Here is a 1,149-nt window from a genome sequence, read left to right as displayed (position 1 = left end):
CTATTATGATGTTTGCTGTTTTGTTATATGCAAATATGAGAGGAGTTAGATCTGTTGACAGAATTGTTGATTTATGCGAAAGAGATATAGCGTTCATATGGCTAACAAAGGGTGAAAAACCAAAACGTGATGCTTTTTATGATTTTATCAATAATAAACTTACTACTGAAATACTTGATGATTTACATTATCAGTTCATTAAGCGGCTTGAAAAGGATGGGCTTGTAACACTTAAGTCTTTATTCATTGACGGTACAAAAATTGAAGCAAATGCTAATAGATACACTTTTGTTTGAGAGGGAGTATTAATTATCATCTGTAGGACTTTTAGATAACATTGATAAACTTTATACAAGATATAATGCATCATAAAGTCAAATGGCTATGACCTTAAATATTCACTTATGCAGGAAGAAATGTTTGGCATTAAGGGCATATCAAAGGTTAAAAAAATTATAGAAGGAAATCGACAACGTAAGATAGCAAAGCGTAAAAAACTATCCAATAACTCAATAATTGAAATTGATAACATCTCACCTATCAGGCTTTTAAAGCTTCAAGTTAATCTTACAAAGATAGCTAAAGAAGAAAATATCTAGTTTGTTTATGGTAAAGGACAGAGAAAATCTGAGATACAAAAGCTTTATGAAGAGATAGAGAGCTGTGGACAGAGATTGCTAAAATACAAAGAGCACTTTAAAATTATGGGAAGTGATAGAAATAGTTATTCAAAAACAGATATTGAAGCAACATTTATGCGAATGAAGGATGACCATATGAAAAACGGTCAGCTTAAACCAGCATATAATGTTCAGATTGCTGTTGAAAACTATTTTATCATAAATACATATATAAGTAATGATAGAACTGATTACAATACACTTATTCCAATTCTAAAAAACACAAGACATCATTAGGGTGTAACCCAAAAGAAGTTACAGCAGATAGTGGATATAGTAGTGAACAAAATCTACTTTATCTAAAAGAGAATTCAATAAAAAGCTATATAAAATTACAAGTTCATGAAAAGATGAAACAAGAGCCTATTATAATGACATAGGAAAAATATGAGAAAATGTACTGATGAAGCAACACCTTATTATATATGTGTTGATGGTAGAAAGCTAATCCATAAGGGGACAGAGTCAA

General features: G+C 30.2%; 3 protein-coding genes. All 3 read left to right on the top strand.

The features are described from left to right. Positions 1–296, top strand: a 296-nt coding sequence (locus AYC61_RS21785) for a transposase (protein WP_420806798.1), incomplete at its 5' end; no start/stop codon positions are given. A gap of 120 nt (positions 297–416) precedes the next feature. After that, entirely contained in the window at positions 417–599 is a 183-nt protein-coding gene (locus AYC61_RS21780; protein ID WP_066495593.1) for a hypothetical protein, read from the top strand. A 75-nt stretch (positions 600–674) separates the two neighbouring features. Then, positions 675–917, top strand: a complete 243-nt coding sequence (locus AYC61_RS21775; protein ID WP_242866721.1) for a hypothetical protein — start codon at positions 675–677, stop codon at positions 915–917. Positions 918–1,149 lie beyond the last annotated feature (232 nt).

This window comes from Abyssisolibacter fermentans (assembly GCF_001559865.1).
In the GTDB taxonomy this organism is placed as follows: domain Bacteria; phylum Bacillota; class Clostridia; order Tissierellales; family MCWD3; genus Abyssisolibacter; species Abyssisolibacter fermentans.
The sequence above is the reverse complement of the archived record's forward strand: the minus strand, read 5'-3'. Positions and strand labels throughout refer to the sequence as shown.